The organism is Solibacillus sp. FSL K6-1781 (genome assembly GCF_038630735.1).
GTDB classification, from domain to species: Bacteria; Bacillota; Bacilli; order Bacillales_A; family Planococcaceae; genus Solibacillus; species Solibacillus silvestris.
Map to the genome: position 1 here is coordinate 1,100,693 of NZ_CP152038.1, position 15,373 is coordinate 1,116,065.

Sequence of the window (15,373 nt, forward strand, 5' to 3'; positions counted from 1 at the left end):
AGAGAGAACGGGAAAGTACAATTTTTTATGTACTTTCTTTTCTTTTTCATTGGATGTGAAGGGACCGGTGATTGGTGCGCGCGGAGTGTTTTCCATGCCGGTGCAACCCTTGCCTCACAATGAAAGCAGCATGATGAAAGGGTGAAACAATTGTCAAAACAGGAAGGAAGACAAAAATTCCTACTATTGTTACAGCAGCTTGAATTGACTGATGATGTCTATATGTCCTTTTTTGAAAATGGAACACTCGAACGTGTAACAGTTCATAAAAAGAAGCGTGTTTGGGACTTTAAAATAAAAATAGAAAATATATTGCCTTACCAAGTGTATCAATTACTGCGGATGCGGATGGTCGAGAAATTTTCGCCCATTGCCAATGTGTTACTGACGATTGAATCATATAATCCAGTAGTCAATGAGCAGCATATTTTGGATTATTGGCAAGTAGTTATTGAGCAAATGGATGAAATGTCGCCAATGCTGCGTACCAATTTATCGAAGCAAACACCGAAATGGACAGGTCATAAGCTTGTCGTGACGTCGATGCTCGAAGTAGAGTACTTATCATTAAAATCAAAGTATACGGATAAAATTGCCGATTCTTACAAGACATTTGGTTTCCCGCATATTCCGCTTGATTTCCAGCTGGTGGAAGAGTCAGATGAATTTATCGCGCAGCAAGAAGCGTTTTATCAGCAACGTCAGGAAGAGGAAGAACGGTTGTCGAAACAGGCAATGGCCGATTTTGCCACACGCGAAAAAGAGAAGGCGGCCAATCCTGGTGCTGTTACTGGAGATACACCGTTCCAGATTGGTGCACTCATTAAAAATCCGGATCCTGTTGAAATCCGCACAGTACTGGAAGAAGAACGTTCGATTGTACTGGAAGGGTTTATTTTTGCATGTGATATTAAAGAACTTCGAAGCGGCCGTTCTTTACTGGAATTTAAAATTTCCGATTACACCGACTCATTACTTGTCAAAATGTTCTCAAACGGGGATGAGGATGTCGTGAAAATGAAGCAGATGAGTAAAGGGATGTGGGTGCGTGTACGCGGATCCATTCAGCTTGATACATTTGCACGCGATTTAGTCATGATGGTAAAAGACATCAATGAAATTAAGCATGAACCTAAAAAAGACCATGCTCCGGAAGGCGAAAAGCGTGTTGAGCTTCACTTGCACACACCAATGAGTCAAATGGATGCGATGACATCTGTCGATAAACTAGTAGCACAGGCAGCTAAATGGGGACATCCTGCGATTGCGGTTACTGACCATGCTGTTGTTCAGGCATTCCCTGAAGCGTACGCTGCCGGCAAGAAAAACGGCATTAAAGTCATTTACGGCGTTGAGGCAAACTTAGTTGATGACGGGAAACCAATTGTTTACGATCCGATAAATGTTGATCTTGAAGAAGCAACGTATATCGTATTTGACGTAGAGACGACCGGCTTTTCAAACGTGTATGACACGATTATCGAACTGGCGGCCGTCAAAATAAAGAATGGTCAGGTTATTGATACATTTGAACGATTCTCAAATCCGCACCGAAAATTAACAGCAAAAATTATCGAGCTGACACATATTACCGATGATATGCTCGTCAATGCACCAGAGCTGAGTGATGTCATTCGTGAATTCCATGACTTTATCGGCGATGGGGTCGTTGTTGCGCATAATGCAGCGTTTGACTTAGGCTTCTTATATGTTGCCTACAAAAATGCCGGCATAGAAGTTCGTCACCCGGGGATCGATACGGTCGAGCTTTCTCGTCTTGTAAACCCAGGGCAAAAATCGCATAACTTAAAAACCTTAACGAAAAAATACAATATTGAACTTACCCAGCATCACCGGGCAATTTATGATACCGAAGCAACAGGTGAACTATTCCTGCATTTGCTGAAACAGGCTGCAGATTTAGGCATTAAAAATCTGATTGAAATGAACGACCACGTCGGCGGTGAAGAAGGGTACAAGCAGTCACGTCCAAGTCACTGTACAGTTTTGGCTGTAGATGATGCCGGGCTGAAAAATCTGTTTAAGTTAATTTCGATTTCGCATACGGAAACATTTTACCGTGTACCACGTATTCGCCGCTCCGATTTGCAGAAACTACGACAAGGATTAATCGTCGGCTCAGGCTGCTCGAATGGTGAGCTCTTTGAAACGATGATGAATAAAACGCAGGAAGAAGCCGAGCGTATCGCAAAATTCTATGATTATTTGGAAGTTATGCCGAAACCGGTCTATTCTCCCTTAGTGGACGGCGGTACTGTCCATGATGAATGGGCATTGGAAGATATTATCCGCCGTATCGTAAAGCTTGGCAAAAAGCTGAACTTACCGGTCGTAGCAACGGGAAATGTCCACTACTTGCATGAAACCGATGCAAAGTTCCGTCAAATCTTAGTTGGGTCAATGGGTGGCGCAAACCCGTTAAATCGTAATCCTTTACCGAAAGTCCATTTCCGTACAACGGATGAAATGCTGAAGGAATTCGACTTTTTAGGGCCGGATTTGGCAAAGGAAATTGTCGTGACAAATACGCAGCGAGTTGCCGATATGATCGGCGATGTAAAACCGATCAAGGATGATTTATATACGCCGAAAATTGAAGGCTCGGATGATGAAGTAACGAATTTAACTTATGAGATGGCACATAGCATTTACGGCGAAAAATTACCGGAAATTGTCCAGGCCCGTATTGATAAGGAACTGAAATCTATTTTAGGACACGGGTTCGGGGTAATTTATCTAATTTCCGCGAAGCTCGTAAAAAAATCGCTGGCTGACGGTTACTTAGTAGGTTCACGTGGATCGGTAGGGTCTTCCCTTGTCGCGACATTTATGGAAATTACCGAAGTAAACCCGCTGCCGCCGCATTATGTTTGTCCAAACTGTAAGCATTCCGAGTTTATCGCGGACGGTTCGGTTGCATCAGGCTATGACTTACCGAACAAACAATGTCCGGAATGTGGTGCCCCGTTCAAAAAAGACGGCCAGGATATCCCGTTCGAAACGTTCCTAGGATTCAAGGGCGACAAGGTGCCCGATATCGATCTGAACTTCTCCGGCGAATATCAGCCACAAGCGCATAACTACACGAAAGTGCTGTTCGGTGAGGATTATGTATTCCGTGCCGGAACGATTGGTACGGTTGCCGAAAAGACGGCATATGGTTATGTAAAAGGGTACGGAAGCGACAATGGCATCACTTACCGAAATGCGGAAGTGGACCGCCTTGTGCAAGGATGTACAGGAGTAAAACGTACAACTGGACAACACCCGGGGGGAATTATCGTAGTACCGGATTATATGGATATTTACGACTTCTCGCCAGTGCAGTTCCCGGCGGATGCTCAGGATTCGGAATGGAAAACAACCCATTTCGACTTCCACTCGATCCACGATAATATTTTAAAGCTTGATATACTTGGGCACGATGATCCGACCGTAATTCGTATGCTTCAGGATTTATCCGGAATCGATCCAAAAACAATCCCGACGGACGACCCGATTGTTATGAAGATTTTCAGTTCAACTGAATCGCTAGGTGTGACCGAAAAGCAAATTGGAACGAAAACAGGAACGCTCGGAATTCCGGAGTTCGGGACAAAATTCGTACGCCAAATGCTTGAAGAAACAAAACCGTCGACATTCAGTGAACTTGTTCAGATTTCCGGACTTTCACATGGTACAGACGTATGGCTTGGAAATGCACAGGAACTGATTAAAGACGGCACTTGTGTATTAAAAGAAGTAATCGGCTGTCGTGACGATATTATGGTTTATTTAATTTATCAGGATCTGGAACCGTCGTTTGCCTTTAAAATTATGGAGTCCGTTCGTAAAGGTAAAGGGTTAACAGATGAAATGGAAGCGGAAATGCGTGCGAAAAAAGTGCCTGAATGGTATATCGATTCTTGTAAAAAGATAAAATACATGTTCCCGAAAGCCCACGCCGCAGCGTATGTATTAATGGCTGTGCGTATCGCATGGTTCAAGGTCCATCATCCGATTCTTTATTATGCAGCGTACTTCACTGTGCGTGCGTCGGACTTTGATTTAATTGCGATGACACAAGGTTCTGTCATGATCCGCAAAAAAATCGATGAAATCAACATGAAGGGGCTCGATGCAGCGCCGAAAGAGAAAAGTTTACTGACAGTTATGGAACTAGCACTGGAAATGTGTGAACGCGGGATGAGCTTCAAAAAGGTTGATTTATACCGTTCGCATGCGAGTGAGTTCATCATCGAAGGAAACTCATTGATTCCTCCTTTTGATGCCATTCCGGGTCTTGGTACTAACGTAGCGAAACAAATTGTTGAAGCACGTAAAAATGGAGAATTTTTATCAAAAGAAGATTTACAGCAGCGCGGCCGTGTATCGAAGACATTAATCGAGTATATGGATGAGCTTGGATGTTTGGAAGGAATGCCGGATGCCAACCAGCTGTCCTTATTCTAATGTACAGACAGGCTAAAAGAGAGGATTTTGTATTTTCGGATGCATATTCTCTCAGTAGTTGTTAATTCTATGTGTTAATAGGCAAAATTTGCATTAGGATAGCCTTTGTGCTATGCTAAATGTAATAATTTGTTGATAGTTCGCCAGCAAAAGAGTGGGGTTTCCCGCTCTTTTCTGTTGTTTACACAACTATTTAATTTCAACGAGCAAGTGTTCTGATTTTTGTGAGTGGAGTTAAACCTCTGGCGAATGTCGCAGATTTTATAATGAAAAAAAGAAGTCCGTCTAACGCGTCGCATCGTGCGGCAAAGACTGGCTGACCCACGTCCTGTGGGCCTCAAAAAGAAATCTGGACGCCATTGCATTTAGTTGTAAATGTCCAATTTTTTCAATGAAAACTCGTCTTTTGTTTAACCAATACTATGAAGATCTAAAACAAACAAAGACGTTAGGGAGGATACGATGAGCAAAGTTACGTCGATCATTGAAGAGCTAGTGACACCGATTGTGGAAGAGCTTGATTTGGAATTAGTTGATATCGAGTTCGTAAAAGAAGGACGCGACTGGTTCCTGCGTATTTATGTTGACACACCAGAAGGCGGCATTGATATTTTACAATGTGCACAAGTGAGTGAGCGTTTAAGCGAGAAATTGGATGAAAATGATCCAATCGAGCAAAACTACTACTTAGAGGTTTCTTCACCAGGAGCAGAACGTCCGTTAAAGAAACAACAGGACTTTGAAAAAGCAATCGGCAAATATATTTATGTGAAAACTTATGAGCCAGTTAAGGATTTAAAAGAATTCTATGGTTATTTACGCGCATATACAGATGAATTTTTAGAAATGGAATTCCGTATTAAAACACGTAAAGTTACAGTACAAATTGAAAAAGAAAAAATTGCGCAAGCGCGTCTTGCTATCGATTTTTCAGATAAGCAAATTTAGGAGTGAAAACAAAAATGAGTAGTGAATTACTAGATGCCCTAACTGCCCTTGAAGAGCAGAAAGGTATTTCAAGAGATGTATTAATTGAGGCGATTGAGGCGGCTTTAGTAACGGCGTACAAACGTAACTTCAACCAAGCGCAAAACGTTCGCGTGGATCTTAACCTACAAACAGGTTCAATGGTTGTTTATTCTCGTAAAGACGTAGTAGAAGAAGTAGAAGACGATCGTCTGGAAATCGCTTTGGAAGACGCGAAGTTTATTAATGCAGCTTATGAAATTGGTGACGTCGTAGAGGAAGAAGTAACACCACGTAACTTCGGACGTATCGCGGCACAGACGGCTAAGCAAGTTGTGACGCAACGTGTTCGTGAAGCAGAGCGCGGTTTAATTTATGAAGAGTATGTAGACCGTGAAGATGACATCGTAACAGGCGTAATCGAGCGTCAAGATGCACGTAATATTTATGTGTCAATCGGTAAAGTGGAAGCGGCATTACCTGTTAACGAACAAATTCAAGGTGAAGTTTACAAGCCAACATCTCGCATCCGTGTTTACATTACAAAAGTTGAACGCACAACACGTGGTCCACAAGTAATTGTATCTCGTACTCATCCTGGATTATTGCGCCGCCTATTTGAAATGGAAGTTCCGGAAATTTATGATGGCACAGTTGAAATTAAATCAATCGCGCGTGAAGCGGGAGACCGTTCAAAAATCTCTGTATATGCACATAATGAAGAAGTAGATCCAGTAGGTTCATGTGTTGGAGCAAAAGGTGCCCGTGTGCAGACAATTGTAAACGAATTAAACGGTGAGAAAATTGATATCGTAGAATGGTCAGAAGATCCGGTTGTATTCGTTGCAAATGCACTAAGTCCTTCAAAAGTTCTGGACGTTCAAGTAAATGAAGAAGAAAAGTCAACAACAGTTGTCGTACCGGATTATCAATTATCACTAGCGATTGGTAAGCGCGGACAAAATGCTCGTTTAGCAGCAAAATTAACGGGCTGGAAAATCGACATCAAGAGTGAAACAGATGCACGCGAATTAGGAATCTATCCTTCTGAAACGAGCACATTCGTTCCACGTGAAGATGCAGAAGAAGTAAAATTTGATTTATACGGTGATGACGAAGAATAAGCCGTCATTTGGAATGATTTTGCAAGGAGGGTAAGCAATATGGTCGTTAATAAAAAAATTCCTTTACGCAAATGTGTTGCAACAGGCGAGATGCTTCCGAAAAAATCAATGATTCGCGTCGTTCGTTCTAAAGAGGGCGAAGTGACTGTTGATATTACAGGAAAAAAATCCGGTCGTGGAGCATATGTTTCTAAAACGGAAGATGCTGTTGAAATGGCGCGTAAAAAGAATATTTTAGATCGCCAGCTTGATGCAAAAGTGCCGGATGAGGTGTATGAGGAGTTGCTAACGCTAATCCGCAGGGAGTCGATTTTATGACAAACCCTGCATTGCTACAGCTATTAGGTTTAGCAGCACGTGCACGAAAAACTATATCCGGAGAAGAGCTTGTCGTAAAGGAAATTCGCAGCGGCAAAGCTAAGCTTGTCTTTTTAGCTTCAGATGCTTCGGCAAATACGAGCAAAAAGATTCAGGATAAATGTACGTTTTATAATGTTGAGTATTATGTTTTCGGGGATCGATATGATCTTGGACATGCTACCGGGAAGGAAGCCCGTGTAGCGATTGCTATTACAGATAGCGGATTTGCTAAAAAAATGTCTAGTCTACTCAACGAAAATTAATCGGGGGTGAGCAGATGAGCAAAGTAAGAGTTCATGAATATGCGAAAAAGGTAAATAAAACAAGTAAGGAAGTTATTGAGGAGCTTGCAAAACATAATCTGCCGGTGAAAAATCACATGGCGGTAATTGATGAGCAGGCGGTCTCAAAACTAAATTCTGTCTTTAAGCAAGCAGTGGAACCAACGAAAGATTCTCCTGCAAAGACACCTGCCAAAGCTGTAAATGTAACACCGAGACGCGGTGATCAAGGGCAGAAAAAAGTGCAGCAAGGTCAAAAGCAGGATCGTCCACAATCTGCTTCGAATAACCAACAACCGAACAAAGCTTCAAACGCCCAAGGGCAAACAAAATCGCAACAAGGCGAAAAAATAAGAAATGAAAAAGGTAACCAAAATCGAAATATGACTCAAAATAACTCTAACAACCGCAAAGGCGGCACAACACAAAACACTAGTAATAATAAAGGCGGCGGTAACACGCCAAATAGAGGCGGTAACACGCCAAATAAAGGTGGTAACACACAAAATAAAGGCGGCTATCAACAACGTAGAAAACCAGGTATCAATGGTGGTAAACGTCGTACGCACCGTCCTGCACCACAACCAATGGTGCAAAAAGAATTACCTGAAAAAATTACTTTCTATGAAAGTTTATCAGTTGCAGAACTTGCAAAAAAATTACACCGTGAGCCATCGGAAATTATTAAAAAATTATTCATGCTTGGTGTAATGGCAACAATTAACCAAGAACTTGATAAGGATGCAATCGAGCTAATCTGTGCAGACTACGGGGTAGAAGTTGAAGAAGAAATCCGTATCGACAAAACAGATTTAGATACGTACTTCGATGATACAATCGTGGAAGTTGACGAAAACGCATTAGAAGAACGTCCACCAGTTGTAACAATCATGGGACACGTTGACCATGGTAAAACATCATTGCTTGACTCAATCCGTAAAACGAAAGTTACTGCGGGTGAAGCAGGCGGTATTACACAGCATATCGGTGCATACCAAGTAGAAGTTAACGGAAAGAAAATTTCATTCCTTGATACTCCTGGACACGCGGCATTCACAACAATGCGTGCGCGCGGTGCATCAATTACAGATATCGCAATTATCGTAGTAGCAGCAGATGACGGTGTAATGCCTCAAACAGTTGAAGCAATCAACCACGCAAAAGCTGCAGAAGTACCAATTATCGTAGCAATCAACAAAATGGATAAACCATCTGCCAATCCGGACCGTGTACAACAAGAATTAACAGAGCATGGATTAGTTCCTGAAGCATGGGGTGGAGATACAATCTTCGTACCAATTTCAGCACTAAAAGGTGAAGGTATTGACCAGCTTCTAGAAATGATTTTATTAGTTTCCGAAGTAGGCGAATTAAAAGCGAACCCAACCCGCTCAGCAATCGGTACAGTTATTGAAGCACAGCTTGATAAAGGTCGTGGAGCAGTTGCAACACTTTTAGTTCAGGATGGTACATTACGTGTTGGTGATCCAATCGTAGTCGGTCATGCATATGGTCGTGTACGTGCAATGGTCAATGATCTTGGCCGTCGTATTAAAACAGCTGGTCCTTCTATGCCGATTGAAATTACAGGCTTAAACGAAGTACCACAAGCGGGCGACCGTTTCGTAGTATTCCAAGATGAGAAAACAGCTCGTCAAGTTGGTGAATCTCGTTCAATGACAGCTATCCAAGCGTCACGTTCAGAAAAACAACGTGTAACTCTTGATAACTTATTTGAACAAATGAGCCAAGGCGAAATGAAAGAGTTAAACTTAATCGTAAAAGCAGACGTACAAGGTACAGTGGAAGCAATGGCTTCTTCATTAATGAAAATTGATGTTGAAGGCGTTAATGTTAAAATTATCCACACTGGTGCGGGTGCGATTACAGAATCGGATATCTCTCTTGCTGCTGCATCAAATGCAATCGTTATCGGATTCAACGTACGTCCGGACACAAATGCAAAACGTGCTGCTGATGAAGAAGGCGTAGATATTCGTCTGCACCGTATCATCTATAAAGTAATCGAAGAAATCGAACACGCGATGAAAGGGATGCTTGATCCTGAGTTCGAAGAGAAAATCGTTGGTCAAGCGGAAGTTCGTCAAACAATTAAAGTATCTAAAGTGGGTACGATCGCTGGTTCATACGTTATTGAAGGTAAAATCGTTCGCGATGCCGGAGTACGTGTTATCCGCGAAAACGTTGTTGTGTTCGAAGGTGAACTGGATTCACTAAAACGCTTCAAAGATGATGCAAAAGAAGTTGCAAAAGGGTATGAGTGTGGTATTACGATCAAAAACTACAACGACATTAAAGAAGGCGACATTATCGAAGCCTTCGTAATGGAAGAAATCGTTCGTAAATAATGATTGTATACGCAGAAGTTGAATTCATGATTCAGACTGCCCACTCATTAAAAGAAAAGCGCGCCGTCCTTCAGCGGATGGTGACGCGTACGAAACAAAAATTCAATGTTTCCGTTGCTGAAATTGATCATCAGGATGTATGGCAGCGTACGAAGCTTGCGCTTGTCGCAGTTGCTTCTTCCAAAGAAGCGGCTGAACGCGAGCTAATGCGGGCGATTCATTATCTGCAGTCAAATCCACAATGGGAACAGTTGGATTTCTATCGTGAATATTTATAAAGCCCACGATTTGTGGCAAATGTACTATTAATTACGCAATTTAAATGAGGTGACATTTATGTCTCTACGTTCCAATCGAGTTGCTGAGCAAATGAAAAAAGAAATTACTGAAATCATTGCGCGCAAAATCAAAGATCCGCGTGTAGGCTTCGTTACGGTTACAGATGTAGCAGTAACAGGAGACTTACAGCAAGCAACTGTTTATATTACATCGTTAGGCAATGACCGCGAACGTGCGGAAACATTGCAAGCGTTGGAAAAAGCATCCGGTTTCATCCGTTCGGAAGTTGGTTCACGTATCCGCTTACGCCGTACGCCTGAACTGGCATTCGAATTCGATACAGCAATCGAATACGGGAACAAAATCGATGCATTACTACGTGGTTTACACGAAGAGAAATAAAACTAAGAAGTCTGCACTGCATAACTATGCGGGCAGACTTTTTTGCATTAGAAGGTTCTTTAACTAAATTGTTGAATAAAGAAGTTTTGTTAAGAAAATAAACTTTATGCTAAGGTAAGAATGACGCGAAGCGAAGGGGGGCGACTCCTAGGGGATCAGCGTGCGCGGAAAATCCACTTTATCGCTGCCGCCGTAAGAGGTAGCGATAAAGTTAGTTGGAGCCACGCCCCCAGGAATATTAGAACGAATGCTAAAACCGTTACATCGTGTAACAACGCATTCGTGACCAACATCCTGTTGGCCTCCCGTAGCGAAGCAGAACGGATCGTATGAAAAGTACCAACTATAGCTGAAGCTTATATCAAAGAATCTATTAAATATCGAAATCCCTATTTCAAACAAAGGAGCAAAACAATGAACGGTATTTTGCCATTATGGAAAGAGCGCGGCATGACTAGTCATGACTGTGTGTTTAAATTACGAAAAATATTAAAGACGAAAAAAGTAGGCCATACCGGGACACTTGATCCGGGTGTAGAAGGCGTACTGCCAATTTGTATCGGCCAGGCAACACGGATTGCCGAATATTTAACAGATGCCGGCAAAACGTATGAGGCAGTCGTATCGATTGGACGCACGACAACAACAGAAGATGCAGAAGGTGAAACGGTCGAGCAAAATACAGATTTCAAATCGTTTACACGTGAAGAAATTTTACACGCACTTCAAACATTGACAGGTGAAATCGAACAAACGCCACCGATGTTCTCCGCTGTAAAGGTGAACGGGAAACGACTGTATGAATATGCAAGAGCTGGTCAAACAGTCGAGCGACCAACACGTAAAATTACGATTTATGAGCTGGAATTATTGGATGATGCACAAACATTCGAAGGGGAAGAAGTGACGTTCTCTATTCGCATCAAATGTTCTAAAGGGACGTATATCCGTACATTAGCTGTTCAGATCGGTGAAGCATTAGGCTACCCGGCACATATGCATGAATTAGTACGAACAGCATCAGGCACATTCACAAAAGACAATTGCTTCACATTGGCCGAAATCGCGGAAATGATGGAAGCCGGGGAGCAGGAGAAGTTTCTGTTGCCGGTTGAATATGCATTATCCGACTATCCATACGTTGAAATTACGGAAGACATTGAAAAGCAAATTTTCAATGGGCAAGTTCTCCCGATGCATACTTTATTAACGGAACATGATAAAATTGTATATGGTGTAGAGGGACGAGCATTTGCGGTTTACATCGCCCATCCGACAAAGAGCGGGCAAATGAAGCCGGATAAGATGTTTCCCGAAATTAATTAGGAGGCACGAGATGAACGTTATTCATTTGAAATACCCCCATCAATTAGCACAGGAAATAGAAAAAGAGGCGTACTCATTAGCAATCGGATTTTTTGATGGGGTACATAAAGGACATCAGGCAGTTATTGAAGTGGCAAAGCAAAAAGCTGAGCAGCTAAATATTAAAAGCGCCGTGATGACTTTTGATCCACATCCATCGATTGTATTAGGTAGACGTAATGAAAAAGTATTCTACATTACGCCACTTTCACAAAAAATAGATACTTTTAAAAAATTGAATATCGATACAGTATTTGTTGTAAACTTTACGTCAGATTTTGCGAAGCTTACACCTGAAGAATTCATTAAGTACTTTATCGTAGATTTAAATGTTCAGCATGTAACTGCAGGCTTTGATTTCTCGTTTGGCGCTTACGGCAAAGGCAATATGGAGCTGATGGACCAACTGTCAAACGGAAAGTATGGTGTGACGGTAATCGAAAAGCAGCAGGATGAAGTTGAAAAAATTAGTTCTACACGCATTCGCAAAGCATTGCAGGATGGGGATATGGAACAGGCTCGTAATCTATTAGGCCGCGCATTCGAAGTGCCGGGAATCGTCGTGCACGGAGATAAGCGCGGACGGACAATGGGCTTCCCGACAGCGAATGTCCAAGCGATGGAAGGCTGCTACATACCGGCAACAGGTGTGTATGCGGTGAAAATTTCAGTTCAAAATAAATGGTATGACGGTGTTTGTAATGTAGGCTATAAACCGACATTCAACAATCCGGATGAAAAGCAGCTGTCGATTGAAGTGCATATTTTGAATTTCAATAAAAATATTTACGGTGAAGAGGTCGTTGTAGGTTGGTATAAACGCATTCGCAGCGAACGGAAATTTAACGGCATCGAAGCGTTGATTGAGCAAATTGAATTGGACAAACAGCAAGCGATCGCCTATTTTGAGCAACTACGCTAAATAGTTGCGCATCTATAAACAATTATGGTACTATTCACTAGTACGAAATTCTCGTATGAACCTTAGCTCGGCTTTTCGCAACTCCAGCGACTGCTGTGCTATTGGGGATATCTTAATTATCAGGAGGTCATTTAAAATGGCAATTACACAAGAACGTAAAAACGAAATTATCGCTGAGTACCGCGTACACGAAACAGACACTGGTTCTCCAGAAGTACAAGTAGCTGTATTAACTGCAGAAATCAACGCATTAAACGCTCACTTAGCTACTCACAAGAAAGATTTCCACTCTCAACGTGGTCTTCTTAAAATGGTAGGTAAACGTCGTCATTTATTAAAATATTTACGTGAAAACGACGTAGCTCGTTACCGTGAATTAATTACTAAACTTGGATTACGTCGCTAATACGTCGTTAATCTGACAATAAAAAGCGGGATTTTTCCCGCTTTTTATTATGTTTGAAAAGATTAAGCTTTCCGAATCAATGGTGCGATGTTTAACTTCTTTGAGCAGGTGTCAACACGCCTGTTGAAAGAAGTTAAACCATTGCTGGAAAGCCAAAAATATTTTATTAAATTTATCGATATTTAGATCAAAAAATTTAGCATAGAAAACGCTTTTTTGATACACTAACTATGGTACATAATATGATACGTAGAGTGTTTCAATAAGAAAGGGGTTCATTTAATGAACGAAAAAAAGGTCTTTTCGTATGAATGGGCAGGCCGTCCACTCGTAATAGAAGTAGGACAGCTGGCAAAACAAGCAAATGGTGCTGCAATGATCCGCTACGGCGAAACAGCAGTTCTAGCTACGGCAACAATGTCAAAACAACCAAAAGCATTAGATTTCTTCCCGTTAACAGTAAACTTTGAAGAACGTCTATATGCAGCAGGTAAAATCCCTGGTGGTTTCATTAAACGTGAAGGACGTCCATCAGAAGCGGCAGTATTAACTTCTCGCCTAATTGACCGTCCAATCCGTCCTATGTTCCCGGATGGTTTCCGTAACGAAGTACAATCAATTTTAATGGTTATGTCAAATGATTCAAACTGCCCTGCTGATGTAGCGGCAATGTTTGGTTCTTCATTATCATTAGCAATTTCTGATATCCCATTCGACGGACCGATTGCAGGTGTACATGTAGGATATATCGACGGTGAATTCGTTGTGAACCCGACTGTAGAACAATCTGCTAAATCGACTGTTCACTTAACAGTAGCAGGTAACAAAGACGCGGTTAACATGGTAGAAGCAGGTGCTTTAGAAGTAACTGAAGATATTATGCTTGAAGCGATCATGTTCGGTCATGAAGAAATTAAAAAATTAATTGCCTTCCAAGAGCAAATTGTTGCTGAAGTTGGTAAAGAAAAACTTGAAGTAACATTATATGAATTAGATGCAGACTTAACAGCAGCGATCAAAGCTGAATGTGAAGCTGATATGAATACAGCGATCCAAACAGTGGACAAGCAATTACGCCAAGAAAATATTACAGCAGTAAAAACACGTGTAATCGAAGCTTATGAAGCGCAGGAAGCTGACGAAGCTACGATGAAACAAGTGAATGCTATTTTAGATAAAATGGTAAAAGATGAAGTGCGTCGTTTAATTACAGAAGATAAAGTTCGTCCGGATGGTCGTAAGCAAGATGAAATCCGTCCACTTTCTTCTGAAGTAGATTTATTGCCACGTGCACACGGTTCAGCATTATTCACTCGTGGACAAACGCAAGCATTATCAATTTGTACTTTAGGTGCTTTAGGCGACGTTCAAATTATTGACGGCTTAGGTATTGAAGAGTCAAAACGCTGGATGCACCACTACAACTTCCCTCAATTCTCGGTTGGGGAAACAGGCCGTTACGGTAGCCCAGGCCGTCGTGAAATTGGTCACGGTGCATTAGGTGAGCGTGCGATTTTAGCGGTAATGCCAACAGAAGAGGAATTCCCGTATGCAATCCGTTGCGTATCGGAAGTATTGGAATCAAACGGTTCTACTTCTCAAGCATCAATTTGTGCATCAACAATGGCACTTATGGCTGCTGGTGTTCCAATTAAAGCACCGGTTGCAGGTATTGCAATGGGTCTTGTTAAAAAAGGCGAGCACTATACAGTATTATCAGATATCCAAGGTATGGAAGACCACCTTGGCGATATGGACTTTAAAGTGGCAGGTACAGCTAAAGGTGTAACAGCACTTCAAATGGACATTAAAATCGATGGTCTGTCTCGTGATATATTAGAAGAAGCATTAACACAGGCGAAAATCGGCCGTATGCACATTTTAGAGCATATGATGTCAACGATTTCAGCGTCTCGCACTTCATTATCACAATACGCACCAAAAATTGTTTCAATCAAAATTAATCCTGACAAAATCCGCGATGTAATCGGACCGGGTGGTAAAGTCATCAATAAAATTATTGATGAAACAGGCGTTAAAATTGATACAGAACAAGATGGTACAATTTACATCGCTTCAGCTGATGAAGCAATGATTAACCGTGCTAAAGAAATGATCGAATCAATCGTACGCGAAGCTAAAGTAGGCGAGTACTACATGGCAACAGTAAAACGCATTGAAAAATTCGGTGCATTCTGTGAAATCTTCCCAGGTAAAGACGGCTTACTGCACATTTCGGAAATTCAGGAAGAACGTACGAAAGAAGTAGAAGACGTATTAAAACTAGGCGATGAATTACTTGTGAAATGTATCGAAATCGATAAACAAGGTCGCGTAAACTTATCACGTAAAGTAGTAATCAAAGAAGAAAAAGAGCGCGCAGAACAAGGGAAATAATTGAAACAAGCGTTTCAAACAAGATAAAA

General features: G+C 41.7%; 13 protein-coding genes. 12 read left to right on the forward strand and 1 reads right to left on the reverse strand.

Annotated elements, in window-relative coordinates:
• The first annotated feature begins 150 nt into the window (after positions 1-150).
• The 8 genes from MHH37_RS05275 (at position 151) to rbfA (ending at position 10,254) form a co-directional block, all read left to right on the forward strand.
• On the forward strand, positions 151-4,473 hold the full coding sequence (locus MHH37_RS05275; RefSeq protein WP_342575309.1) for a PolC-type DNA polymerase III: 4,323 nt from the start codon (positions 151-153) through the stop codon (positions 4,471-4,473).
• A 462-nt stretch (positions 4,474-4,935) separates the two neighbouring features.
• A complete protein-coding gene (gene rimP, locus MHH37_RS05280) occupies positions 4,936-5,421 on the forward strand; it encodes a ribosome maturation factor RimP (protein WP_008403239.1) in 486 nt (161 codons plus the stop codon).
• 14 nt (positions 5,422-5,435) lie between these two features.
• Entirely contained in the window at positions 5,436-6,563 is a 1,128-nt protein-coding gene (gene nusA, locus MHH37_RS05285) for a transcription termination factor NusA (protein ID WP_008403238.1), read from the forward strand.
• A 39-nt stretch (positions 6,564-6,602) separates the two neighbouring features.
• Positions 6,603-6,881, forward strand: coding sequence for a DUF448 domain-containing protein (locus MHH37_RS05290; RefSeq protein ID WP_008403237.1), 279 nt, complete (start codon positions 6,603-6,605; stop codon positions 6,879-6,881).
• Positions 6,878-7,186 carry a YlxQ family RNA-binding protein gene (locus MHH37_RS05295; RefSeq protein WP_014824466.1) on the forward strand — a complete coding sequence of 103 codons (309 nt, stop codon included), beginning with the start codon at positions 6,878-6,880 and terminating at the stop codon, positions 7,184-7,186. Before MHH37_RS05290 ends, MHH37_RS05295 begins: the two co-directional genes overlap by 4 nt.
• A gap of 14 nt (positions 7,187-7,200) precedes the next feature.
• Positions 7,201-9,573 carry a translation initiation factor IF-2 gene (gene infB / locus MHH37_RS05300; protein WP_342575311.1) on the forward strand — a complete coding sequence of 791 codons (2,373 nt, stop codon included), beginning with the start codon at positions 7,201-7,203 and terminating at the stop codon, positions 9,571-9,573.
• Positions 9,573-9,851, forward strand: a complete 279-nt coding sequence (locus MHH37_RS05305; RefSeq protein WP_008403234.1) for a DUF503 domain-containing protein — start codon at positions 9,573-9,575, stop codon at positions 9,849-9,851. Before infB ends, MHH37_RS05305 begins: the two co-directional genes overlap by 1 nt.
• Before the next feature lie 58 nt (positions 9,852-9,909).
• Positions 9,910-10,254 (forward strand): 30S ribosome-binding factor RbfA, encoded by a 345-nt coding sequence (rbfA, locus tag MHH37_RS05310; RefSeq protein WP_008403233.1) that lies wholly within the window; start codon positions 9,910-9,912, stop codon positions 10,252-10,254.
• Positions 10,255-10,409: 155 nt separating this feature from the next.
• Here rbfA and MHH37_RS05315 read toward each other — a convergent pair whose 3' ends face one another.
• Positions 10,410-10,547, reverse strand: a complete 138-nt coding sequence (locus MHH37_RS05315; protein ID WP_342575313.1) for a hypothetical protein — start codon at positions 10,545-10,547, stop codon at positions 10,410-10,412.
• Between the two features lie 121 nt (positions 10,548-10,668).
• On the opposite strand from MHH37_RS05315, the gene truB reads away from it, so the two are divergent.
• The 4 genes from truB (at position 10,669) to pnp (ending at position 15,344) form a co-directional block, all read left to right on the forward strand.
• Entirely contained in the window at positions 10,669-11,580 is a 912-nt protein-coding gene (truB, locus tag MHH37_RS05320) for a tRNA pseudouridine(55) synthase TruB (RefSeq protein WP_087615387.1), read from the forward strand.
• Between the two features lie 10 nt (positions 11,581-11,590).
• A complete protein-coding gene (ribF, locus tag MHH37_RS05325; RefSeq protein WP_008403230.1) occupies positions 11,591-12,541 on the forward strand; it encodes a riboflavin biosynthesis protein RibF in 951 nt (316 codons plus the stop codon).
• 136 nt (positions 12,542-12,677) lie between these two features.
• The gene (gene rpsO / locus MHH37_RS05330) at positions 12,678-12,947 is read left to right on the forward strand and encodes a 30S ribosomal protein S15 (protein ID WP_008403229.1); all 270 of its coding nucleotides are present in this window, start codon (positions 12,678-12,680) and stop codon (positions 12,945-12,947) included.
• Between the two features lie 282 nt (positions 12,948-13,229).
• Positions 13,230-15,344, forward strand: coding sequence for a polyribonucleotide nucleotidyltransferase (gene pnp, locus MHH37_RS05335; protein ID WP_342575314.1), 2,115 nt, complete (start codon positions 13,230-13,232; stop codon positions 15,342-15,344).
• Positions 15,345-15,373 lie beyond the last annotated feature (29 nt).